Here is a 23,218-nt window from a genome sequence, read left to right as displayed (position 1 = left end):
TGACTTGTCAGTGATTTCAAGAGATAATTGGCAAGCAGGCCACCGGAAGAATCAGTCGAAATTTTAGAATTTGATGAATAAAGGCGCAACACAAGACGAGAAGGCGGAGAACCTCTTTGCACGGATAGAGGACGTCATCACACGCCTCGGTTTTGGTGCCAGCGCCGGGCTGACGCGTTCTTGGGATCAATTCAAGGGTACATCAAATCGGCATATAGTTCGCCAGGCATTTGACACAGTGGGAGCCTACGCTGTATTCGGGTTTGGACTACCCGGTGCGGGCTATCAACAGAGTTTCACACCCATACTTTACTTCTGCGCGGCACAGGACGATGCCGCTGCCAAGGACATTCATCGTCTGGTGTGGAGCCAAGGGGTCGTGCCGCTACTTTTTGTGGCAACGCCGTCAGGCCTTCAGATAAGGCGCGGTTTGGCACCTCCGCCGGAGCAAGCGATCAGCCTGGCATGGGAAAAATTAACAGATTCTGAGACCCTCCCAGTAGAACTCACGTCGCTCACGGCCATTGCTTTGAGTAGTTCAGTGGTTTGGCGAGATTTCTCTATCGACCGCTCATCTCGTGTCGATAAGGCTTTGCTGGAAGGAATCGTTGCTCTCAGCCAAGTCGTTCAGACCGAGCAGACAGAGCTGGAACGGTCAGTCATTCACGCGATTATTGGTAGGTTTCTATACCTCTATGTTCTACTCGACCGGCATATCGTCGATACGAGCTGGATCGCGAGTCTGAAGGCTCCGGGCGGCGACGAATTGCTTTGCCCATCGATCGCGGCAAGTCTGGACGATCCCCAGCGTTCTCATGTTGTATGGCCTGCAAAAGAAGTCTGGTCGTTGTTTGATGCGATTGATGGCGTGATGAACGGAGCGATCTTTCCTGTCTCGGAGTCGCACCGGAAGGCGGTAACTGACGGCACCCTTCACATGATTCATCGCGTAATACGTCACGGAGACCGCGTTAGCCCTGCTGGGCGGCAGCTAAGCTTTCTGGATGTCTCTTTCTCGACGCTGCGGACCGAAACAATCTCCGCTATATACGAACTGTTCCTCGCACTGGAATCACAGGATACAAAGTCAGACGACGGCGCTTTCTACACGCCGCCTTTCCTGGTCGACTACGTGCTGGACGAGACGGATCGCATTGAGCCTTTCACAAAAGAGAGCCGTGTCCTCGATCCTGCGGCCGGATCCGGAATTTTTCTGGTTGGCGCGTATCGCCGCATACTGGAAAGAACACTACCGGCCGGCACTTGGGGGGGGCAGCAATTCAGATCCTCGCGCAAGTTGCTCGAACGAAACATTTTTGGAATCGAACGAAATGGACAGGCGGCAAACGTTTGCCGTTTCAGTCTGTACCTAACCTTGCTGGACTATATAAGTGGCGCCAATATTACAGCGCTCGCAAAAATGGCGCGCGGGACACAGGTGTTCCCGCCGCTGGTGAACAACATCATTTCTCAGGATGTGTTTGCCGTGCAGAGCGAAGGTCCGAACAGCGTCGGACGTTTCACCCACGTGGTAGGCAATCCTCCATGGGGATCGTTTGGTGATAGCGCCAGCCGGACAAATGCTCAGCGCTCTCAAGAACGGCAGGATAAGATTGCTCAATCAATGGTCGCGGCGATAGAATTCCATACCACTTTGAATGAGCGTCATTATCCCATATCGAACAAACGTCTTTCTGAGCTTTTCATTTGGAAGATCAAGCGAGACCTGCTTGCTGTGAACGGCGTTATGGGCGTCCTCATCTCTACAAGAAGCTTTGTCAGCAGAAGCGCTTCAGCGTTTCCAAATGCGGTCGCCTCGCATTTCGCCCTCGCTGGCATCGCCAATCTTTCGCATTTCCGGTATAGGCTGTTCGCCGAAGCCAGAAGCCCAACAATTGCGGTGTTCGCCCGGAATATCGAACCTCATCCAATGGACGAGGTGTGGATCTACTCACCGCTGCTGTCGTCTCAGCCAATCGGTGAAAAGGGACATTTGTGGTCGATCATCGCAAACGCATCGGATGTGGAAACGCACCGGTTGCGCGATCTTGTACGCGACCCGGACGGCTGGTTCACCCACCTCATCCTGCGTCCGCTAGACCGCAGATACGCTCGTCACATCAAGCTGTGGACTGAGAAGACGTCGAAATCTCTCGGCGGATTTCTTGAAGCATGGGGATTGCGAATGTCGCGCGGCGGGAGTCCAGCTCAAACTGGCCTTCCAGAGAAGCTTCTGCTAAAGGCGAATTATAAGCAAGCGCTTGGATTAGAGGGCTTCGGATTCGAAGCATATCCACACATGCAGCTTGAGCGATATCAGATTGCCAAGCAGTTTAAGGCCCTGTTCTCAGGAAATGTGTTGTTGATTCCGCGCAGCATGAACGACGCTGTTTTCATCGAAAAACCGGTCGGTTTTTCATCGACGTTCAACGCGATCTACTTTCCAGAACGTATCGCTGGCGTGGCCGAAAAGAAGCTTTTGAGCGCCATGGCAAATTATCTTCTTTCAGATGTCGCCAGTTATTTTTACGCGTTGATTGGGAAAAGTTGGATTTTAGACCATGCGCGTTTGGAAAAGCATGATCTTGAAGCTGTACCTTTCCCAATCGATGGTTTGGGCGATAGTGCTCTAGACACGCTGCTCGCCGGGGACCAGTCGATGATCACAAATCTGGTCTCGGCTAGAATGGGTCTCGACGTGTCCTTCGCCGCATCGGTAAAGGAATATGTTGAATTTCGAAGTGGTTATGAAGATTCGCAATTGCCGACCGCAAGCCTACAAAGACCAAATGTCGATAAGCTCGACCGATACCAGTCAATGTTGTCGACGCAATTAGTCCAGCGGTTTGGTTCGCTAGCTAACGTTGTTGTTGCACTTCAAGATGACCTAGGCGATGACTATTTTGCTGAGATTCTGATAAAGTTCGGACCACCCAGTGACGAATCGACCGCCGCTGTTGCGTCGGAAATGGCATTGACTGGTGCCGGTCCAGGAGAATTCAGTCCATACTCCGCCATAAGCTACGATCCATCTTCAAACAGCGTTGCTGTCTTGAAGCCATGGACGCGTGCCGCCTGGACTATTGAGCAAGCGTTTGCAGATGCTCAGGGTATTTCGGCCGCCATACTTCACTCGGGGGCCGCTGCTTGAGTGATTTTGAGGTTTTCTTCACTAGCAATGCAGCGCTCGGTAAGAAGCTGTTGTGGGAGCATACCATCTATCAGGTTGTTCGGCTTTTTGAGGAGGCAGAGCGACGCATCCGGAGTGCAGATGGTCAAAAACACTACACCGGCCTAGCTGGGTGGTGGCGCAAGTCCGCCCACAGGATCAACAACAAAAACGGATTCCAAGTCCCAGAAGAGACGGCTGTTTCCGAGGCCCTGGTTGAGCAGATGGAGTTGGTCAAGCGCGATTTCATACTCAATGCCCACAATTTTGGGCCTGATATCGCTGATATAGACAGTCTTGAGTTTTACGCCGAAGCTCCACGTCGCCGGAAAGCAGGCATCGGTCGCTATGCGAAGCCAACGGATTTCCGCTTTTACCGCAGCGGGCTTGGCAGTTTCGACCTCCGTATCGAGGCGAAGGTGCTGACCAAAGATGCCGAAATTGCTAAAAAATACCTGTCGGGGGACGGGCTCGGGCGTTTCTCTGATCCCAAAGAACCATACACAGACGATCTCGTTGGCGGCATGATCGCTTATACAGTAGCTGACGATCGGGCCACTTGGCTTGCGAGGATCAACAGCCAAATGGGCTCTGCATCTCCAGCGATCTCCTCGTTTCAACACTCGCTACCCCCAAGCGGGCAACAGATTTTGTTCAGCCAAGTACCATTCAATTTTGTGAAATCACCCGCCCAGACTGAAGTTCTTGTGTTTCACATCGTCTTGGAATTCGATTGTGTCCCTTCTGCACGGTAGTCTTGATTCTGCCCCGCGGCGTACGCCCGAAACCAACGCCTGTTGTTAATCCACTCGGAATTATTGCGTGCACATATGTCGACGTCTGCTGTCGCACTATTGATTGCCTGCGCAGTTTCGCTTACCTTCTGTCTGCTCTTGGCATGAGCATGGCACTCGCCGTTCCGAAGCTGCTGGCAGCACTGCTGAAAAATTTATCTGAATCCTTTCATCAACCATTCGGGCTTGAAAGGCGGTTGGCGAGTGACGCTTGCAAATTCAGGCCAGGAGAATGGCTATGTTGAATGGTAAAGTGCGGCCTACGACCCTCGATGGTATTAAAAGGCTCGCCTCGCAGATTCGCAAGGAGCAAGGGCTCAAGCACGCTCTTGCGCTTGATCTCGCCGCGAACGCGGCTAATTACGCAAACTTCCGCAATGCTCAGCGTGTATTTAACGCAGCAGTGCCAGCGGATTCACCCCCATATGTGTTGCTTACCAGATATTGGATGGATACGACGGGCCGGCGAAGTGGGCGCGAGACACTTAGGATCAATCTGCCGAGGCCGCTCTTGGAAATATACTGGAAACCCGAGCTTAAGAAGGTTCGTGGCTTGGAAGAGTTTCGAAAGGTAGCGAACGACCACTTCGTATGTGATTTGGTCGATCCATCGCAAAGCTACGCACGCGAGCGTCTTTGCACTTCCGAACGCTCACTTCGCTTTATGGAGCACACAGGGCTTCGGCCATTGCGCAATCCGCAAAAGGCCTATCAAAACGGTTCGGTCAACGATGAGCTGCCAGACAGGGACCACACCACGCTGTGGGTCGATCCGGCGAGCGGACAATTCATTTTAATCGATGAGCCCTACGCCCAATCGCCAGATGAAGAGGCGCGGGCTGCGTGGGCAATTCGAACCGGTTGGCGTGTTGCGAAAACATCCTGGCCGGGCATGTACAACCCATATAGTTGCGACCTTTATGTAGCGACAGATGGGCGCTCGGGATATGATCTTGATGGACTTTTGGCGAGAATTGAGGCCATGCCCGCACCGCTCGTCGAAGCGGACTGGCCGGGAGAATCGGTGTCTTCATGGGATACTTTCATAAGTCCGCTGGCTAAAAACGCTCTGGACAGGCGCCGCGCCAGATGCCGGGGCACAATCTATCCTGTGGCTAGCGCAATGACTATTCCCTGCAGCTATAGTGTGGGGTCGTCACGGCGCCGCCCTGCTGGAGAACTGGGGGTTGCCGGTCACATTGAGGTCGGGCGGATCATCAAGGCAGTGCTTCGTTCAAACCACCGACCCTATGGAGCCTACCGACGTCTGAATTCGGTCCGCTCAACGTTAGAGGGGTGGATGAGTCTCGAGATCGGGCGCGGCCAGCTCAACGGGCCAGAATTTTTCGAGGTTTACTATACCGAGGTTGAAGGAGACGCTCCATATCTTGAGATGGCGAAATCACCACAGGATGTCGTCGTGATGCTCCTACATTTAAAGCAGAAGCTTAAGGCGGGGTATCCCGATTGCGCGCCCCTTCGCCAGCAACTCCACCGTATCGATATGTCCGTTTCGCTAACGAGGAAGATGATACGCGCTGGCGTTTGAGTGTAACGGCGGCAGAGGACTGCAGGTATACTGCCGCCCGCCCGATGCACGAGAAAGACCGTTATCCTGTCAGTGGATGGGGGTAAGCGCGAAAGTGGATCGAGGCTCGATTCCGAGAGCCTCGAACGCCACAAATTCTGTCGGAATACGATGGCTAGGTCGTCGTTCTAGGCTAGTCTTACAATCGGTCATATCGGAGGTACAACTTGGTGGAGGCTTTAGATAACGCATCGGATGCATCGTTGGCCGAAGAGCGGCATGTTGTCGTTGTCGTCCACCAGGAACTGGTGAACGGAAGTGTAACCGAAAAGGCATATTTCTACGACAGCGCCGAAGTCGACAACGGTGGCGGTGGGCCGTTCGATTTTATGATGGATGAAGCACTTGTCCGTGCGAAGCGCTTTGCATCTGACAACAAGATTGCAAAAGTCGTCGTGAGAACAACGCAGCTGTGAGCGCCCAGGATATGTCCGAAAGCCTTCGTATGGACCCCGTCTGGCGAGTGCACCACTTTATTTGGAAAAAGCCGGATAGCTGGATGCCCTCGTTGGAGACTTGGCTAGCTTCGCGCTTTCGCAAGGACGGCATGCGCCGCCTTCGTCGCGGCGATTACCGCGATATTTGCTGGGACGATCCCGAGTGGTCCGAAATACTCGGTGTATCCCTTCGGGGTGGTTTCGACAGCTGCACTGAAGCGCTCGCGAATGCTCTTGAATATTCAGTTATGCGCACCTTCCCACGGTTGCCGGACAATTGATGCCAGTGTTTATTTTCGGGAAGGGCTTCGCCTTCACGATCGGGGCGAAATGACGGCCAGGCGCGCGATAATCGAGAAGAATACCGATCTCCATTGGACGCGAAACCGAGTTGAAGAGGCAATCCGGGAAGTTGGGAACACGCTCGATGAAGGGCGGTTATATGTCGTTGCCGATGACACCTCTCTCCTGAAATATGCTGCGCATTATCTCATCTATGGAAGTGAATGGATGACTGCCGTACTCAGTGATCCGGCGCGCAATGTGCTCAAGACCATCGGCGCGCCCACATTGCTAGAGATCGACCTGCCTCTTTCAATGAGTAGTTTTCGGACGCGCAAGGAGCTGGCGATCAAAATGCTGAATGAATGGACGCGATTCGCTTGCAATAAGCCGGACTGGTCTGCTCCGATCGATTTTTCATTCTGCCTGCGGTCGTCTATTCCAGCGTGTTGCATTGTCGGCCATTCCCATCCTGCTGAATTGCGTGATCCGTTAGATGGGAGAGGGCTTTATCGTTCACCCGTGACAGTATGCGATCATTGCGGCTAGAAACCAGCCATAGTGGCAGTGGTCATTGATCTCCCCTGGAGTAGGTTTGATGAAAAAAAGTCTGCCCTAAAGTGCGGCAATAATCCCGCGCCAACCTTTTCTGACTAAGTGGCAAGTTGCAGAAAGGCTAACGCTTCACCGGGACAGGTAACGTTTCTAACATCCTTGGGTTGAAGTCTTCAAACTTCTTCATACATTTTATGGAGTCTTCTCCAGCGCCCACCGTTGGTGTCCCGATGGGGTTGGCCGAAGGCAGGGAGACGGGCTGTCTAACCAACGCCGTTGCGTTCAAGCAGGATGACCAAGTTTGCGCGAGTAATGCCTGGTTCTGTAGCTCGACATTCTTATTCAGCTGAATTTCGTCCCAAGAAAGCCTTTGCGCAGCTATCGTTGCATCCAATTCAGACCTCGTCTTCGCGGTAAGAGCGGCGCGTAGATCTTGCTGCTGCACGTAATTAAAACGATCTCTTTCCAGTGCGAGTTTGTCACTCTCGCTAGCTAACTTGTCCCCCTCGAGCTTCAAGCTGTCGCGGCCCAAAGCTAACTTATCTCGTTCAACAGCGATGTTGTCGCGAGCAATTTCGCGTTGAGCAACAGTCTGATACAGGCTGCCCCCAAAGACAGCTAGACCGCCGATTAAGGCCCCAACGAAACCGGACAGTGCGCTCCCCCAATGCGAGCTTTTCTGTCCACTGGACTGTGCAAGTGTTACGTTTACCGGCAAGGGCTGGATTATCGGTCGGCTAGCGGCTGCCCTGAGTCTAGTTCTTCTCGCAATCATCCCCGCTCCGCCGAAATATCCTCGAACTGCATTTATATTATTCTGACTATGCAAATCGGCAAGTAGAATACCATCGCCTTCATGCTTATCGTCTGCGGTAAAAAGGTTCGCATCCTTGAAATACGACGGCTCGCGTTTGGCGCCGGAACGGCTACCTTCCCATCGACAGTTCTAAAGGTAGGGAGTTTTCCTCTCGAGCCCACCCTTGGTATTACTGACCAGGCGCGATTCAGTCCATGTATGACATTGCGAAATTCAGTGTGGGCCTACACATTCGGAAACAAGCCTCATAAGGTTGTGGTGTCAACGATTATTCGTGGCGTGGATGTGATGACGCTTTGATTGGGTAAATATGTCGAACGAAGTATATCTGGAAGTCGGCCTTCCTCCCTTGCCTGAGGATCTACTTCTGGCCCGGGATCATGGAGATGTACTGTTTATAGTAGGGGCGGGTGCATCTTACCCGGCTCCGTCTTCACTGCCCGATTTTGGCGGTCTGGTCGCAGATATTTATCGGAAAGTGGACCCGGCGGTGGCTGCGGCTATGGATGCCGTTTCAGTGCGCGGCGGCCCAAGTTGGAGCGATGCGCCTCACCTTCTATCCGATGCGCAGCGCACTGAATTGAAGTTCTTTTGCCAGCGCGAATATGACGTGGTGCTCGGCATGTTGGAGCGCCGTATCGATGGCGACCCCAACGATGAGAGCACAATGCGGCGTGCGGCGCGCGAAGTATTGGCTCGGACGACGCAACCTAATCCCATCCATAGCGCGCTGGTCCACTTGGGTCAGCGTTACGGACAAACGCTTTTGGTGACAACAAACTTCGATCGCCTTCTATCGGAAGCTGCCAAGCAGGAGCGAGCGGTCGCTGAATCTTTTGCGCTCGGTGAAATTCCCAATCCAAGCCGGAGAACAGATTTTGGTGGTATTCTGCATGTCCATGGAAAACTTTCATGGAAGCGCGAAAAAGGATCGGCGCTGATTCTGACGGACCAAGACTTTGGAGATTCGTATCTCCGCCGGCACCTGATAACGTCCTTTTTGTACGACGCCGCGCGTATCTTCCATCTCGTTCTCGTCGGTTACAGCGCGAACGATTCCCCGGTGAGATACCTCCTCAATGCCATCGCCGGCGATGAGCGACATTTCAACGACTTGAAGCCACGGTACGCATTCATTGGATGTGAGCCGTCCGACGAGCGAACACCAACGGAATGGCGAGCCCGGGGTATCACGCCTATTCCATATGATAGCGCTCATAATCACAAGGCACTGGGTGACCTCCTTGTGCGATGGGCAAATATCTTGCCAACCAAGCGTAACCAGGCCTCGCTGAATTCCTATCTGAAAACACTCGGTCTTCTCGATCCTGAATCTCCGGCGGGTGATGCGGCAAAGTCCTTCCTGAAATACTACGTGCGCCGATCAACGCAGAGTGAACAGACTGACCTGTCAAAACTTCTTTCCCAAAAGGGATGCTCGCCACGATGGCTTAGCTTCTTGAATCAAATCATCCGGGAAACCGGAAAGGAACGTTGACATGCGCCGTCCGAAACTGTCCGACACAGGAAGTCGTATTCGCCAGACCACATGGGCTTTCGCCGACGGTCGCTTGGACGATAGTGCTGTCCTGACATGGGCCGTTGGCTTGACCGCAGACCATGACGCAGAACGCACGTCTTTGCGTGACTTGTTCGATCAGCGTGTAAATATGATCAGTGCGCCTTTCGCGCTCGCATGGCGTTGTGTGTTCGAATATTGGCAACGACCGGACGTTGAGACCAATCTCGACAAGTACATGATCAAGCGAGAGCTGAAGCTTGGTGGGACACAACGTGAAATTATTGAGCTGATTGTCGAGGTAGTCAGGCCTTGGCTCAAGATTGATACCAGTAAGCACTATCACGCCCTTTCTGGCGAAAAGCTGCCAAATAAGCCAAAGTTGCTGAAGCATCTCATCTGGGCCAAAATATCCAGCGGGGACCGCCTCACCCCAAAAGACATCGGGCTCGAGGACATCAGTGATCGCAACTTTCTCGTTGAATTGGGTGCTGCGCTCAATGCCTCTCTGCTTTCGGGGCTTAATCTGGCGCGGATGATCGGGTCGATAGCCGATGGTGTAGACTCGACAAATTGGCAGGTACATCGGGTCTACTATGTGCCTGAAGCGCAGTTTCCTCCAGGCGGCGGCGAGCCGGACAGGCACGGTGAGGGTTTTGCACCGGCAACGAAACTGATGTTTTCCGTATTGGAAAGGCTTGCCACCATTGACGTGGAAGCTGCAAGACGCTTGGTGTTGTCGTGGGACACCAGTGAGTGGAAGCTGTACAGACGGCTCTGGGCTGCGGCTGCCCGCAACCCCCATTTGGCGGTCCCGGCTGAGGTGTCCGAATTCTTGGAGAAGATCGATGATGAGGAGTTCTGGTGGTCCAGTTCCTATCCTGAGATCGCTGAACTTCGCGCCGTGCGCTGGAGTGAAATTCCCGCAGATCGCGCTCCCCGCCTGGAAGCGCGCCTACTGAAGGGGCAACCTGCGAAACTCATTCCAAAGTCAGTCGAAACAGCGGACAGACTGGGCTTTAAGCAACACCATACGCGGGTTGAGCTACAACGAATTCGGGCGGCTGGAAGCATGCTTTCTGAGAAGGCGAGCAAATGGCTCAATGATTCGAACGAATTGCTAGGGGACACGCCTGAGGTTGATCTGACCTATGGATTTAACCAAGGCGTACGCTTGCTAAGACGAGACCGGTCCAGCAAAGCCGCTTTGGAAGCCCCTCCGGGTCCCCAATTGCTGGGAGAACTCGCCAATATGATTGGTGATGGTGGCTGGGACGATCGAACAGAGCTCGCGTCCGACTACATAGCGCAAAATCCGACCGACGTGCTTGAATTGCTTGAGCGAGCTCCAGATCAAACGGTATCTGCGAAGATCTGGCAGGCTTTCGGCTATGGGTTCCGGCCCTTGGATCTAAACGTTGGGCCTGACAAGGTTAAGCCAGAGGACAAAGCCAAAATCCCGATCGCAGTGCGAGCATGCAAGGCAATCGTTGGGGAGCGGCCCGAAGTGCTCAAGGAAGCGATTAATGGGCTGGCTTCGTTCATGAATAGTTGGGACAAATTGCTTCGTGACGGCGAGGAGTTTCTTGCTGCATGGCTTGCACTGTGGCCGATTGCTGTCGCAGCCACAAATGAAGAGCCGGATCTTTCGCAACCTCTCAGCGAACGTGCTTTTGCATCGCCAGTAGGCCAACTTCTGTTCGCGTTGAGTGGTTGGCCAACCGTGAAGGCTGGAGGCACGCCTTTGTCAGAAGGACCCTGGGCAGATATCCTTTCTGCGATCGCAAACACAACCGGTGAGGCTCGCTTCGACGCACAATATATTCTTCTTCGTGATGTCGGTTACTACCATGTCGCTGAGCCGGCGTGGACGACTACCAACCTTATTGAACCGTTGAAGAGAGCATTACCAGGTGATGTCACGTTCGAACTGTGGGAAGGTCTCGCGTCAGGGCATCTGCCGGGCGCTGAAGTTTTTTCAGAGCTTGCCGAACCGCTTGTTGCCGCCGCCATCTCCAAGCACCTCTCTGGTCGTGTGAGGGGGGACCTCTCACAGCAGGTTATCTGGTCTCTTCTCCTGAGTGCTCGTGACAAACAGGCACCCGCCGTTCCCTTCAACCTCGCCCAGCAAATGCTCCGAATGGGAGGCGATGATGTTCGTCGTGAGGCGATCAAAGCGATGCACGACTTTCTTGAAAACGGTAAGGACGTGGACATCAACGGTCGCTTCGAATTGGTCGCGTCGCTGTTCTTGGAGGTGTGGCCGAAGGAGCTCACACTGAATTCGCGCCAAGTTTCGGAAAGTCTCGCAGAACTACCTGCTGCGGCTGGAACGCGCTATGCCGCGATAGCCGAACTCGTGCTTCCGTATTTGACGCCGTTTGATTGCTGGTCTCTGTGGGACTATGGAATTCTGGATCGCAATGCCGAAGATGATAACTTCTCTATCATTGACGATCCCGCGAAAGCATCGGCTCTTCTCGCGATATTGGAGAAGACAATCGGAAGCGAGGAGGGGGCGATCATCCCAAATGGTTTGGAGAGTGCACTTATCCATATCGCAAAGCTGGCTCCCAAGCTCGAAAAGGATATTCGATTTCAGAGACTACTTACTTTGAGCCGTCGCTGATGTTCGAAAATGGCATCATGGATGACCACAGGCAGACGGGATCCATCGTGGAGATCGAAGGACTAGGAAGCGCAGTGGTGCGGATGGTGGAACAGTTAGGCAGTCCTGATTGTCGAAGGCCATTACTATAAGCTTTACTGGCGGGCGCCCGCGATCTCCTGACGGACCCAGCGGAAAAATGCTTGGCATAGGGTGGATTATCGTATTGCTATACCAGCACGCTAAGCCTTGGGTATCAATTGGTCAGTGCGAGAGAAAGAGACGTTAATTATGGTGAGGAAGCAAGAGAAGAAGGGTGAAGTAGAGCCTCTTCCCTCGAGGCATGTATTCCTTGACACTCAAGTCTACCGGGCCCTTGGTCACAATCCTGCAAATCCGGCCATGAGACTGCTGGCCAAGCAGGTGGCGGAGCACCGCGTCGTGCTGCACACCACGGACATCACGCTACTCGAAGTAAAACGGCAGATACATGAGCGCGTTTTGCTTAAACAGCAGGAGCTGAGCTCGCTCGAAAAAGATTTGCGGCGCTGGCGAAAGTCCGCCCCGAAGTCGGCTCCTAGTGAGCCTGTCGTGTTTGAACCGGAGGCATTAGCTGGCGAGCTATTCGCGCAATTCCACGAATTCCTCGTATTTGAATGCAGTGCGATCGTGCACAACGCCCTTGATCTGCAGGCGGGCCTTATTTTCAAAAAGTATTTCGACCGTGCTCCCCCTTTCGATAAGGAAGCAAGCAAAGAGTTTCCGGACGCTTTTATGATTGAGGCTTTGCTGGCGTGGTGCGATGAGCAGTCTGAAAAAATTACTGTTGTAACCGGCGATGGCGCGATGAGACGGGCCGCCGAGGCAACGAAAAGCTTGGTTGCTGTTGAGAAATTGCAGGACATGCTTATGCGTGCTGCAGCAGACCTAGGTCAGGAGGGTGAAGAAGCGGCGGAGGCTGTGCTGAACCACCCGGCTTTCGACCAAACCTTCAGGGAGGCGGTTGATCATCAAATGAAGGACGTTGGATATGTCTACATCGGTGATCTACCAGATGGCGAGGCGTTTGATGGTCGCCTTCTGAGGATAGAGGCGATCGATGGCTGGTCGGTTGTCGGGCTCAGCGACACGCGAGTGAACTTGGTAGTCGATGCTAGACTGCAAGTGCAAGTAGATGTACAATACGATGAGCGAAGCGACGCGATCTACGACCGTGAGGACGACAGATATTATGGCGCTGAGACGGCCTCCATGGAATTGGAAGATGAGGTCGATGTCCAGATTTTGATCGAGGTTGATCGAGGCTCGGGAGTGGTCAGAGAAGCCAAAGTGCTTGATCGAGATATTACGGTTTCGGGGCCCCATGACGACTTTTACTAGCCCATCTCACTTCGGTCTGCCCTTCTGACGGATGGATTTTGCCTTATGGTCTCCGGGATGTTGAGTTTCTCTAGGATTTAACCCGTTTTTCCATTTCGCGTTAGCCCGCCAGTTTTGGTGTAACGGATTGTTCGGAAACAATTTTACCCGGCGTAAGTGGATCATGGCGAAAGGGAAAATGGATCGAACCCAAACGAAAACTAACAGACGTAGCACAATAGGAATTGTCGCAGTCTGCGGTAGGATTACCTACCAATTAGTCTTCCACTAACGGGCATCCGATCCGAATGGCTCAGGACACGCTGGACGATGTTCTCGATGCCAAGAGGTTCTGGCGCTGAAGCGAGGTGAGTTTGCTCAGCCTTTGGTGTTCAGCGCCTGATGCGCTCGTTGTCAATGGGGTGACTTAACAACAATTCACACCACCGGCGACCGCTGAAGCCGAGGGTGCTCGGTCACTCGCCTTTAGCCAAATACTGCTTGTACCCTCAACAAAACGTTTAGCGTGGCACCGTGCTCTGATCCTCTTGGCCAAGCAAGGACAAGATCTCGTTGACCACCACATTGCCGAACAGTCTGTCAATTTTGTACTGTTGGACGCCCCAAGCTTCGGAAATGATGCTCACAAAGCTTCTCGCCTCGAGTTTTTTTAGGCGTTCTGCAGGGACCTGATAAAACCACAACCCGAAATCCCGATGGCAGAAATGATCAAGCCGTTCAGCGAGCCTGTAGACGCGCGCGATGTCTGACGAACTGGAACGCTTGTTGTTGTAAGCAGGAAATTGGTCTGGATGGTCACTTTTTTGATAGTAGTGGAGCATAAACCTTTCGACCTCGCGCAAGTATTTATCGTCGAATTGTGAGAGTGTTGGCAGGTCGCGTTTGACCGTGTCGGGAAACCTGTCCGCGCGATAACTGATTGTCAGGTCGCGGCTCAACGTGCTTTGGAGAACCGCGGTCAGTTCCTCATCACGTCGGCTGAACCCTGATGCAGAGATGCAGTGGCAAAGATCGTGCAGGAAAAGCCTGTCACCATAGCTTTGACCGACGAATTGATGCAAAAGACCGGCCGGTCGCAGCCTTCCCCAACTGCTAAAGATAGATTGCACGAATTGATCCAGCCGCTGATCAGGTTGACAGGCGATTTCGTTCACCGGCCACCCCAGAACAGCGCGACGCGGGAATATCGACCGAAGGTCGGAGCAACCGCGGTCTTGGCCGGCATCGCGCGATGATAAAGTGTGTTCCACATAACGATCGTGCCGGGATCGATCGTGATACCGACTGAAAACTCAGAGAGCGCAGCCTCGTATCGTGCCAAGTCCTCGTTTCTGTTGCTCTGGCACGGGACAAGAGCATGGACGCGTCCATCCCCGAGAAAGCGCAACTCGTTTATTCTCACCTCGAATTCCGAAAGAGTCATTGGGTAACCCCCGTGAGCGCCAGGCTCGAATACAAAGCGTTGTTTGAAATCTGCGGCTAGGGAGCGCAGGCAAGCGGGCATGTCGACGAACTGGGTTTCCGCTGGCGCGTAATTGCAGACGGTGGTGAGAGCGGAAATCGGATTCATGTCCCTGTGCGCGTCTGGTCCAGAGATCTTGCCATCCGGTCTGGGCCGCACGAGCACATTCGTTTTCATGAGCCGGAGGCCAATTAAGTCAAATAGGCCCGTGACAAGCCAGTGGCTGCGAAACGCCAGAAAAGCATCCCGCTCTTGAAGTGGCCGTGCGTAGTCGGCGGCGACTAGGTCGGAGCGCTGCTCACTCCACGGCAATTCAGCAATCCCGCCCACAATGACCAAGGTGTCGGGCTCCGAATTTTTCAGCTCAAAGAGCGCTTCTGCCAGAAGCGGCGGTGTGTTAGCGCGGAAAAAGGCAGATATCTCCTCAACGCTCAGCAGTGCAATGGATCCGTTAAACCCCGCCCCCGCCAGGATGGCGTTGAACTTCGTCGACACATCCGGGGTAAACTCAAAATAACGGACTTCTAGGCCTAGGGGTGCAACGTCTAGCATTCACGGGCATCCTGGATGAGAGACAAAGTGTCTTTTGCAGAAGTGTCAATTTAGTATTGCAGTTTTTTGAAAGCCGCCTTCGTGATTGCCTCAAACAGCGTAGCAAGAGAAGATTAGCTTTTGTGAGACAGAACGACCTTTAAGCAGTAAAAAAATTGACGGAAGCCCTCCTGTCACTCGCCTGAAACACTTTATTGGTGTAATGTACTTTCAGGGATAAGTGTAGCTTAAGGATGGGAAAAATGAATATTCTCGGCGTTGCGCGCAATTATTCTAGCTTGTCAGTCAAGGATCTTCTCGAGGCCCGTGACCTTTACCACTATCACCTGATCCACAAGGCTAATGTGGTCGGTACCGCTATTGGTCTGTATCTGATCCGCGAAACTGACCCATGGCCAACCAGCAGCAGGCCGGATGCCGACATGCGCACTCGGTCTGTAGCGCCGAAAGGAGAAAGGACGCTCGATAATTCCAGTGTTCGAGATTACTCTTGGCCATGCATTATCGTGTTCGTCGATGTTTGGGTCGATAAGGATCGCTTTGGGTCGGGTAAACGGGATCTCCATCCGGAAAATATGGTCCCGAAAACGCTCTACATGCCAGACGGGCGCACGGTGCCTGTCTGCGTCGTTAAGGTGACGCCGGCGAAAGCGGCACCGGCTCACCTTCCTGCTGCGCACTGGCCGCAGACACTCATTGGCGGCGGCTTTCCTTTAGTTGCGATCACGCAGGGAGAGAAACGTCTCGCCAGCATCGGTTGTCTAGTCACCGACGGCCACACCGTTTTTGCGCTGACCAATCGCCACGTCTCCGGACCTGAGGGTTGCCCGATCAGTGCCATCCTGCGTGGTGGCGAAGTGGAGATCGGGCGGTCTAGCGCCAAGCAGTTGACCCGGCTACCGTTCACGGACGTTTACCGCGACTTTCCTGGCCAGCGGACCTGGCTGACACTCGATATAGGGCTCGTCGAAATCTCCGATCTGAAGGACTGGACTTCACAGGTCTACGGTTTGGGGTCGGTCGGGCCGCTGGCGGACCTGAGCGAACGTAATATCAGCTTGCGATTGATCGAGGCGGAAACCGTGGCCTATGGCGCGTCTTCCGGTCGGCTGAAGGGTAGGATCAAGGCGCTGTTCTATCGTCATCGCTCGATCGGTGGCTATGACGATGTCTCTGATTTTCTGATTGCGCCCGACCCTCGCGAGCCAAACCAAACCCAGCCTGGCGATTCCGGTACCGTATGGCATCTCAAGATGACTGACCCGAATGCGCCCGTGCGGCCGCTTGCTGTTGAATGGGGAGGACAGACCTTCTTGTCAGGCACACGTGAGGGTGGTTTCAATTTCGCCTTGGCGACCAGCCTGAGCAATGTTTGCAGGCTGTTGGACGTCGAGCTTGTTCGAGATCACAATACCGGCGTCAAGCCGTATTGGGGGAAAACCGGGCACTACAGTATCGCAGCCTTCGCTTGTGACGCCATCCAGTCGAAGAAACTCGAGACCCTGATGCAGGCGAACCGGGATCGGATAGCGTTCGAGCTATCAGGCCTGGATCCAGATGCAATTGAGCAGGCCATCAAGGATGCGAAAGAGGGCGGCGAGTTTGTGCCCTTGGCGGACGTGCCGGATATCGTCTGGAAACAAGCTGCAAGTAAAATAAAGGGCGGCCGCAAAGGCGGAATCAATCCTGAAAACCCGACCCACTATGCCGATATCGATCAACCCCGACCGGGCGATGGACTGACGTTGCGTGATATCTGCTCGGCAGATCCCAGCAAGGTGACAGTCGAAGACTGGCAGGCCTATTACGACACTCTCGGTCACACAAAGCCCAGTGCAAGAGGATTGCTGCCATTCCGCGTCTGGCAATTTTACGATGCCATGGTCGAGGCTTTGCGGAAGAGTGATGTCCCAGCCTTCGTTTGCGCGGCTGGCATTATGGCGCATTATGTCGGTGATGCCTGCCAGACGTTGCATGGATCCTACCTCAACAATGGATATCCCGACGGACGTGGCGACGGAGTCCATGGCGCCTATGAAGACGCAATGATCGACAACGAGTCCGAGACACTGTTCGATCTCATCGGAAAAGACTTGGCGAAGGCGAGGGATGGGCTCGATCTGTTGACGGATGGGCAGGCGGTTGCTGCCTGCGTTTTCAACTTGATGGACCGCACGATGGCCGCGCTTCCCCCGTCATCAATCGTGGATGCATTTATCGCCACAGGCGGAGGGAAATCGCGGCAAGTTACAAGCGCCTTGTGGGAACAATTCGGCGAGACGACTGCAGCAGCCATGGCTGATGGTGCGAGGGTTCTCGCGCTTGTCTGGGATAGCGCCTGGAAGGCCGGGAACGGAGACCGTCTGAAGAACAAGGATTTGATTGCGATCGACAAAGCAGAGTTGATGGCACTTTATGAGGATAGGAACTTCGTGCCGTCACTCGTGCTGAACGATATTGCCGCGATCCTGAAATAACGCAAGCCATGCATATTCGACGTTTTTGGATGCGGCGACCAGCTTTCAAGATGACACGACCGTCAGTTGGGCTTCAGGCTGGTTGCAGCCTCGACGGACTAACGTGTATAGCCCGGTCTTTGAAGACGAGAAGCAATACATGTCGATCCGCACGGAAGTTGAAAAAATCATCCCTATCCTGGCGAAATGGTGGGTCCGAGATACGACGTTCAGCGTACTTGTCGCCTTTTCCAGCATGCTCATGGCGAAGAGCGCAATCGAATACGGCTACGATTTCGCAATGCGCCGTTACAAATATTTGCCGCTGGAGGCTCCACCAGTCGGAAGTGATTTTGGACCAACCGAATATCTTGCGGTGTTGGTTTTGATTGTGGCGATCGGCTATCGCTTATGGGTTGTCAGGGGCACCGCGGCCGAGACGGCAGACCATGCGACACGTGAAGCTCTCAACAGCTCGTCGACAGGAAGTCTTCTCCAATTGGAGCACAGAAAGGCTTTTGGTATCCTGGCGACCGTTCCTGAGATTGAGGCACTCAGAGCGCATCCGACCAATGCGTTGGGAATGACGTTAGCTCACGCAAGTGGCGCTCGACACGTAGCCTGGGACGGGATCTGGTTCACGCTGGCGAGCAGACATCATGGTGTCAAACGGGGGCTTGTGCTGATTGCGTTCACGATTTCGGCGGTCGCCGCGCTTGTGATCTTAGTTGTAGCAGCGGGAACCTATGCAAAAGCGGGCGTTGTTTCCATAATGGCTTCGGCGCTGGCTGCGGAGGGTGTCCTGCTAGTCTTCGCTTCGGCCTCCTACCTCAAGGATCTTGAGCGCTTGAATTCGGCCTGTGCCCTCTTGAAAGAACGCCCTCCACTCACCGTTTCTACCACCCCGTGATGCAATGGACTCCCATTGTCTTCGCCCGCGCAGATAGTTGTGAGGCCGACCCACACCGGCTGTCAGTACTGCAGCGCGCGGCGCTCCGTGTTGATAACGGAGTGGTGCGGTCCATCAGCTCATTCCTATCGGTTCGTCGGCCGGTGTTGCCGATGGAGCCTAGAGCGCCGGTCGCCGCCACGCGAGCTGTGTTAGACGACGTAGTTCCGAGCAATTGAGTCTGCGTCATTCAGACGTTGCAGCGCTGCTCGTGTCGCCAAGCCCTTTTTTGATCGCATGGGGATGTAAATTAAATGAGTCAGCGGAATTACTTAGCGAAGATGCCTATAGGGGTCTGAGTAGCAACGGAGCAGAAAACCTACATAAGGGTTTCACGGCTCATCGCTGTCGGCGCTTGATGGGTCGCGCAACGGCCGGAGTTCCCCTCGTGCGACAAAATCCGGCAGTGTGAAGGCGTATCGACCGAGCATGTTGATATGTTTGAGCCCGAGGGGCGACAGGCGATCGACGTCTTCGGGTTTAACGTTATAGCCTTCGGATATGAGCTGGTTCAGGGCGGCGTCCATATAGATAGTATTCCAGAGCACGACGAGATTGACTACCAGGCCAAGCGTGCCGAGCTGATCTTCCTGACCCTCACGATAACGCTGGCGCAGTTCTCCACGCTTCCCATGAAAGATGGTCCGGGCGAGTTGGTGGCGTCCTTCTCCGCGATTAAGTTGAATAAGGATACGCCGTCTATAGCTCTCGTCATCAATGAAGCGCAGGAGGTACAGCGTCTTTATCAGGCGGCCGAGTTCTTGGAGCGCGCGCGCAAGCCGTGTCGGGCGATCGTTGGTTTGCAGCGTCCGCGTCAGACCTGCGGCATGGACGACCCCGAGCTTGAGCGATCCGGCGAGGCGCAACAGATCATCCCAGTGCTCCAAAATCAGCTTCATATTGATTTTGTTCGAGGCAAGTTCATCGAGTATACCATAGTGGGCTTTCCCATCGACGCGCCAGAACCTCGCGCCGCCGACATCGGCGATGCGCGGGCTGAACTGGTAACCAAGCAGGTGGAATATGCCAAAAATCGTGTCTGTATATCCGGCAGTGTCGGTCATGATCTCGGTCGGCTGAAATTCGGTCTCTTGTTCGAGAACGACGGCGAGGAGATTGAGGCTGTCGCGCAATGTGCCGGGGACGGTCACAGCATTGAGACCGGTGAACTGGTCGGAGGCAAGATTGTACCATGTGATGCCGCGCTCCTGCCCGAAGTAGCGTGGATTTGGGCCGGAATGGATGGTGCGGACCGGTACGACAAAACGCAATCCATCTGCGGAAGCAACTTCGCCACCACCCCAACGCCTTGCCAGCGGTACCGTGTTCTGAGCCGCGACGAGCGCGGCGTTGGCGATTGTCAGCGTCTCGGCGCGCAGGAAATTCTGCTTGACCCAGCTCAGCCGCGACCGTCTGAGCGCCGGCGCATCGAGACGGACCAAGGGTTCGAATCCGGTGTTGGTCGCCTCCGCCACAAGCACGGCGCAAATGCTTGTCGCGATGTCCTCGGCTCTGGCGCTGCCTTCACTGGCATGTGTGAAGAGGTCGGCAAACCCCGTCCGCGCGTGCATTTCCAGGATCAGCTCAGGCAGATCGAGCCTGGGCAGTCGGGCATCGACTGCAATGCGGAGCGCGATCAGGCTCGCGGGCTCGTCGATCTTTTCCAGGCGCTCTACGGACAGGTCGGGACCGGCTGCGGTGCTGACGATCGTCACCGCCGTGTTCTCCGGCACCCTCCCGGCTGTTTCTCGGTATGCGAGATCGAGCCTGCGCGACAATTTGCCGAGTTCCTCGTCGGCCGAGGCCGATACACCAACGGTGCGGCAGATCGCCGGTCGGGCGGCCTCCCACGCCGCTCCCGATAGCAGACCCTTTCTCGGGTCGGCATAGCGAAGCGACCGAACCGGAAAAACGTCGCGTCGGCGGATTGCGCGGCGAAGCCCGTCGAGAACGCAGAGCCGGTATCCGGTCATGTCCAGAGAACCGTCGGGGTTCTTTAACTGACCCTGCCATGCTTTCGGTGCGAAGGCGGTTGGCACCGGACCTGAGCGCTTGCGGGCGGAATGCACGGCGCGGAGATATTCGACAGCTTCAAGCAATGACCGACCCGCCGGCGCTGCGCCGAGATCGAGACCGGCAAGCAGCGCCGGCGTATAGGCGATTTTGCGAGGGTGCTTTCTGAGCTCCGTGAAATAGGTGTCGTCATGGGGCTCGGCAAGCGTCCCGACGCGCTCGGCCGCAGCGGCCAGCGCGTCGCTGCTGAGAAGCTGGAAAATCGCGGCGCGGACCTCTGCATCAGGTGTTTCCGGATCGAGGACGACGAGCGCGGCGTCGCGGAGCTTCAGTGCAGCGGCGTCAAGGTCCCGCAGAGAGCGTAGCCTGGCCTCCTTCGAGGCCGTAGCCGCTTGCGCGAACATCGATGTCGTGACTGCATCGAACAGATCAATCACATCGTCTCCGGCTGATGCCTCCAGGGTCTGGATGAAGGCCAACAGCGTGGCGGCGCGCCGATCGGGTGGCAGACGCGCAACCGCTTGTGCCTTTGCGGCGACTGCGAAACGCGCCAAAGACGAAACTTTGCCCGGCGGCAGCCGATCGGTCGAGGGAAGCTCGTTGGTGATGGCACGAATTTCTGCCAGACGTGCAAGTGCGCGGCTGATCTCCCGGCCGCTCTGTATATAGGGCCCGTCCCGCAGTCGATCGAGCGGGCTCTGCCTTAGGCTCTCCGGAACTTCCACAAGGTTGTCGAGGCGCGCGCGCTGATCGGGCGTCAATGCCTCGATCAGCAAGCGATGCAGACGGGCGTTTGCACGAGTCCGCACCCTTGCCACGGCGCGTTCGAGAACGGACGGGCCTGGAAGCAGAACCTTGGCCTCAAAAAACCAGGCGACCGCCCGGTCAAATATAGCCGAAGGTCGGTCCGATCCTGTCCAACACAGGGCATATAGGAAACGGTTGAGCCGGAAGCCGACGCCGCGATCGGTGTAGGTTCGGTAGCCATAGCGCTGGCGAATTCGGATTGCATGTCGCCAGCGCCCCTCGCTTCGTGCATATTCGGCAATCAGTTCCTCATGGCCGGGGAGCGAAAGCTGGTGGGCGGTGAAGCGCAGGGCGGAGTCAGGCACCTCTCTCGGATCTTCGAGAAAAATCCCGAGCATGCGTAGCGATCCGAGCTGAACGGCAACACCCAGGCGATTGTGGTCGCCGCGGTGCGTGGCGACGAACGCGCAATCAACGTCGTCGAGATGAAAATAGCGGGCCAGTTGATCCGGCGTCGGCTCTCCAGTGAAGCGGCCATACTCCCTGGCCTGGCTTTCGGTCAGGAAACCAACCGGCATGGTCTTTAAACCTGTGCGGCAGTTTCGCGCTTCGTACGGCGCTTGGCAAGGAGTTCGCTGGCCCGTTCGCGCGGGTTTCCTTTCGCATCTACATAGGCATAGAGCGTTGACAACGACATGCCGAGCTGTGCGGCGACATCGCGCGCAGCATTGTCCTGGTCGGCCATCATCGCCATTGCCGCTTTGAGTTTTTGTTGGGTCATCACACGCGGGCGTCCACCGGCTCGCCCGCGTGCACGAGCCGCCGCCAGTCCCGCCATGGTGCGTTCGTATATGAGATCACGCTCGAACTCCGCCAGCGTCGCAAAGATACCGAAGACGAGCCTGCCGGTCGTGGTGGTAGTGTCCACGTCGCCGGTTAGCACCTTGAGCCCGATCCCGCGCTTCTGTAGATCGCTCACCAGACCGACCACGTGCGGAAGCGAGCGGCCGATGCGATCGAGCTTCCATACCACAAGCGCGTCGCCCGCCCGGCTGATCTCAAGCGCCTTCGAAAGGCCAGGCCTTTCGGTGGCGCGCCCCGAGCAGACATCCTCGTAGATCTTCTCGCACCCGGCACGCTCCAGCCCGTCGCGCTGAAGATCGAGATTTTGCTCACTGGTCGAAACGCGCATGTAGCCAATCAGCATGTTAACTCCCCCACTTCATATTAACTTAGGCGAATGGGAGTTTATAGGCTATAGGTTTATGGACGGGTATTTATGAAATTCGATGGCTTTTCCGGCGGCTTTGCGATCGGCTCCACATCTTCGCATCAAACCGGGGTTTGTTGGAGTGGTCGTGTCGGCAATGAACCTTCCAAAGCCGGTCATTCCGCCGCCTTGCATGGCGTCTCGGAACCGATTGCTGAAGTCGCATTCTTTGCGGCGATAGCAAGCTGGGACATGACGCTCCCCGCAACACTCGACGCCTCCTCCCCGAGAGCCTCAGCCAACCGGATGCGGGCGAGCTCCCAAGCGGCCATGGACTCTTCCATCAACTGGCGGCCTTCATCGGTGAGTGCCAAGCGTTTGCCGGACCTGCCCCGCCCCCCGAGACTATAGGCGAGATTGCTCCGTTCGAGGCCCTTTACACTGCGGCTAAGAGTGGTGGCATCGACTCCGGCGCGCGCCGCCAGTTCAGCAAGCGTTGGCTCGTGGCTACCGCCAATGCCTATCAGAAGGCTGAACTGTTCTGCGGTGATCCCTAGTGGCCGGAAGCAAGCATTATAGTAGCGTGTCACCGCCCTCGCGGTGACACGCGCTTGGAAGGCCGGGCAATCGCTTTCGACGCGGCGGTAGAAATCAGAAGCATCTATCATTTGCGGGTCTCG

At 55.2% G+C, this 23,218-nt stretch carries 16 protein-coding genes; 10 read left to right on the top strand and 6 right to left on the bottom strand.

The window, feature by feature from the left end; all coding sequences use genetic code 11:
• The first annotated feature begins 73 nt into the window (after positions 1-73).
• From DSM25558_RS22440 to DSM25558_RS22415, 5 genes are all read left to right on the top strand, one after another.
• Positions 74-3,151 carry an HsdM family class I SAM-dependent methyltransferase gene (locus DSM25558_RS22440; protein ID WP_077106900.1) on the top strand — a complete coding sequence of 1,026 codons (3,078 nt, stop codon included), beginning with the start codon at positions 74-76 and terminating at the stop codon, positions 3,149-3,151.
• Positions 3,148-3,924, top strand: a complete 777-nt coding sequence (locus tag DSM25558_RS22435; RefSeq protein WP_077106899.1) for a hypothetical protein — start codon at positions 3,148-3,150, stop codon at positions 3,922-3,924. Before DSM25558_RS22440 ends, DSM25558_RS22435 begins: the two co-directional genes overlap by 4 nt.
• Before the next feature lie 277 nt (positions 3,925-4,201).
• A complete protein-coding gene (locus DSM25558_RS22430) occupies positions 4,202-5,512 on the top strand; it encodes a DUF5623 domain-containing protein (RefSeq protein ID WP_077106898.1) in 1,311 nt (436 codons plus the stop codon).
• A 206-nt stretch (positions 5,513-5,718) separates the two neighbouring features.
• Complete coding sequence (locus tag DSM25558_RS22425) at positions 5,719-5,967, top strand: hypothetical protein (protein WP_077106897.1); 249 nt, start codon at positions 5,719-5,721, stop codon at positions 5,965-5,967.
• Positions 5,968-6,216: 249 nt separating this feature from the next.
• On the top strand, positions 6,217-6,819 hold the full coding sequence (locus tag DSM25558_RS22415; RefSeq protein ID WP_143240213.1) for a hypothetical protein: 603 nt from the start codon (positions 6,217-6,219) through the stop codon (positions 6,817-6,819).
• 127 nt (positions 6,820-6,946) lie between these two features.
• On the opposite strand, the gene DSM25558_RS22410 is transcribed toward DSM25558_RS22415, so the two are convergent.
• Positions 6,947-7,543, bottom strand: coding sequence for a hypothetical protein (locus DSM25558_RS22410; protein ID WP_143240212.1), 597 nt, complete (start codon positions 7,541-7,543; stop codon positions 6,947-6,949).
• A gap of 409 nt (positions 7,544-7,952) precedes the next feature.
• Here DSM25558_RS22410 and DSM25558_RS22405 point away from each other — a divergent pair, with 409 nt between their 5' ends.
• From DSM25558_RS22405 to DSM25558_RS22395, 3 genes are all read left to right on the top strand, one after another.
• Positions 7,953-9,140: an SIR2 family protein gene (locus tag DSM25558_RS22405; protein WP_083716620.1), complete on the top strand. Its 1,188-nt coding sequence runs from the start codon at positions 7,953-7,955 to the stop codon at positions 9,138-9,140.
• Position 9,141: 1 nt separating this feature from the next.
• Positions 9,142-11,790 (top strand): hypothetical protein, encoded by a 2,649-nt coding sequence (locus DSM25558_RS22400; protein WP_077106892.1) that lies wholly within the window; start codon positions 9,142-9,144, stop codon positions 11,788-11,790.
• Positions 11,791-12,060: 270 nt separating this feature from the next.
• Positions 12,061-13,149 carry a PIN domain-containing protein gene (locus DSM25558_RS22395; RefSeq protein ID WP_077106891.1) on the top strand — a complete coding sequence of 363 codons (1,089 nt, stop codon included), beginning with the start codon at positions 12,061-12,063 and terminating at the stop codon, positions 13,147-13,149.
• A gap of 500 nt (positions 13,150-13,649) precedes the next feature.
• Here the strand turns inward: DSM25558_RS22395 and DSM25558_RS22390 are convergent, their stop codons facing one another.
• Together DSM25558_RS22390 and DSM25558_RS22385 are read right to left on the bottom strand one after the other, a co-directional pair.
• Positions 13,650-14,303 (bottom strand): hypothetical protein, encoded by a 654-nt coding sequence (locus DSM25558_RS22390; protein ID WP_143240209.1) that lies wholly within the window; start codon positions 14,301-14,303, stop codon positions 13,650-13,652.
• The gene (locus DSM25558_RS22385) at positions 14,300-15,163 is read right to left on the bottom strand and encodes a hypothetical protein (protein WP_077106889.1); all 864 of its coding nucleotides are present in this window, start codon (positions 15,161-15,163) and stop codon (positions 14,300-14,302) included. The genes DSM25558_RS22390 and DSM25558_RS22385 overlap by 4 nt, the downstream gene beginning before the upstream one ends.
• Positions 15,164-15,405: 242 nt before the next feature.
• Between DSM25558_RS22385 and DSM25558_RS22380 the strand changes: the two genes are divergently transcribed.
• Complete coding sequence (locus DSM25558_RS22380) at positions 15,406-17,640, top strand: Nal1-like putative serine protease (protein WP_077106888.1); 2,235 nt, start codon at positions 15,406-15,408, stop codon at positions 17,638-17,640.
• Positions 17,641-17,779: 139 nt separating this feature from the next.
• Positions 17,780-18,529: a hypothetical protein gene (locus tag DSM25558_RS22375; protein ID WP_077106887.1), complete on the top strand. Its 750-nt coding sequence runs from the start codon at positions 17,780-17,782 to the stop codon at positions 18,527-18,529.
• A gap of 371 nt (positions 18,530-18,900) precedes the next feature.
• Here the strand turns inward: DSM25558_RS22375 and DSM25558_RS22370 are convergent, their stop codons facing one another.
• The 3 genes from DSM25558_RS22370 to DSM25558_RS22360 all read right to left on the bottom strand — a co-directional run bounded on the left by DSM25558_RS22370 (position 18,901) and on the right by DSM25558_RS22360 (position 23,206).
• Entirely contained in the window at positions 18,901-21,906 is a 3,006-nt protein-coding gene (locus DSM25558_RS22370) for a Tn3 family transposase (RefSeq protein WP_077106886.1), read from the bottom strand.
• A 5-nt stretch (positions 21,907-21,911) separates the two neighbouring features.
• Positions 21,912-22,535 carry a recombinase family protein gene (locus DSM25558_RS22365; RefSeq protein WP_077106885.1) on the bottom strand — a complete coding sequence of 208 codons (624 nt, stop codon included), beginning with the start codon at positions 22,533-22,535 and terminating at the stop codon, positions 21,912-21,914.
• A 179-nt stretch (positions 22,536-22,714) separates the two neighbouring features.
• Positions 22,715-23,206: a MarR family winged helix-turn-helix transcriptional regulator gene (locus tag DSM25558_RS22360; protein WP_077106884.1), complete on the bottom strand. Its 492-nt coding sequence runs from the start codon at positions 23,204-23,206 to the stop codon at positions 22,715-22,717.
• Between the last annotated feature and the right edge of the window lie 12 nt (positions 23,207-23,218).

Source organism: Agrobacterium sp. DSM 25558, from assembly GCF_900100825.1.
In the GTDB taxonomy this organism is placed as follows: Bacteria; Pseudomonadota; Alphaproteobacteria; order Rhizobiales; family Rhizobiaceae; genus Agrobacterium.
The sequence above is the reverse complement of the archived record's forward strand: the minus strand, read 5'-3'. Positions and strand labels throughout refer to the sequence as shown.

Coding starts and splice junctions, on each gene's coding strand:
- DSM25558_RS22440 (WP_077106900.1), top strand. CDS start 74: ATGAATAAAGGCGCAACACAAGACGAGAAGGCGGAGAACCTCTTTGCA.
- DSM25558_RS22430 (WP_077106898.1), top strand. CDS start 4,202: ATGTTGAATGGTAAAGTGCGGCCTACGACCCTCGATGGTATTAAAAGG.
- DSM25558_RS22415 (WP_143240213.1), top strand. CDS start 6,217: ATGCTCTTGAATATTCAGTTATGCGCACCTTCCCACGGTTGCCGGACA.
- DSM25558_RS22405 (WP_083716620.1), top strand. CDS start 7,953: ATGTCGAACGAAGTATATCTGGAAGTCGGCCTTCCTCCCTTGCCTGAG.
- DSM25558_RS22400 (WP_077106892.1), top strand. CDS start 9,142: ATGCGCCGTCCGAAACTGTCCGACACAGGAAGTCGTATTCGCCAGACC.
- DSM25558_RS22395 (WP_077106891.1), top strand. CDS start 12,061: ATGGTGAGGAAGCAAGAGAAGAAGGGTGAAGTAGAGCCTCTTCCCTCG.
- DSM25558_RS22385 (WP_077106889.1), bottom strand. CDS start 15,163: ATGCTAGACGTTGCACCCCTAGGCCTAGAAGTCCGTTATTTTGAGTTT.
- DSM25558_RS22380 (WP_077106888.1), top strand. CDS start 15,406: ATGAATATTCTCGGCGTTGCGCGCAATTATTCTAGCTTGTCAGTCAAG.
- DSM25558_RS22375 (WP_077106887.1), top strand. CDS start 17,780: ATGTCGATCCGCACGGAAGTTGAAAAAATCATCCCTATCCTGGCGAAA.
- DSM25558_RS22370 (WP_077106886.1), bottom strand. CDS start 21,906: ATGCCGGTTGGTTTCCTGACCGAAAGCCAGGCCAGGGAGTATGGCCGC.
- DSM25558_RS22365 (WP_077106885.1), bottom strand. CDS start 22,535: ATGCTGATTGGCTACATGCGCGTTTCGACCAGTGAGCAAAATCTCGAT.
- DSM25558_RS22360 (WP_077106884.1), bottom strand. CDS start 23,206: ATGATAGATGCTTCTGATTTCTACCGCCGCGTCGAAAGCGATTGCCCG.